The organism is Sabulibacter ruber (genome assembly GCF_017355955.1).
GTDB lineage: Bacteria > Bacteroidota > Bacteroidia > Cytophagales > Hymenobacteraceae > Nibribacter > Nibribacter ruber_A.
This window is the reverse complement of sequence record NZ_JAFFID010000217.1, coordinates 1-241: the sequence shown is the minus strand read 5'-3', so window position 1 is coordinate 241 and position 241 is coordinate 1. Positions and strand designations below refer to the sequence as shown.

The 241-nt window shown below is 75.9% G+C and carries 1 protein-coding gene; it reads right to left on the bottom strand.

Features of this window, described 5'->3' with window-relative positions:
* A partial coding sequence (locus JT719_RS25105) for a DnaJ C-terminal domain-containing protein (protein WP_278251908.1) occupies nt 1-241 on the bottom strand: 241 nt, incomplete at both ends.

Genomic DNA, 241 nt, shown 5'->3' with positions numbered 1-241 from the left:
CGCCCATGCCGCCCAGCCCCTGGCCCTTCAGCCGCAGCTTCGCCTGGTCCTCGGTGCCGGGCGGCACCGCGACCTCCAGGCTCTTGCCGTTGGACAGGTTGATGCGGCGCTTGGTGCCCTGCGCCGCCTCCACGAAGGAGACGGTGACCGAATAGGCGATGTCGGTCCCGCGCGCCCTGGCGCCCGTGGAGCCGGCGCCCGGTCCGGCACCAGCGCCGCGCCAGCGGCTGCCCGCCGCGTC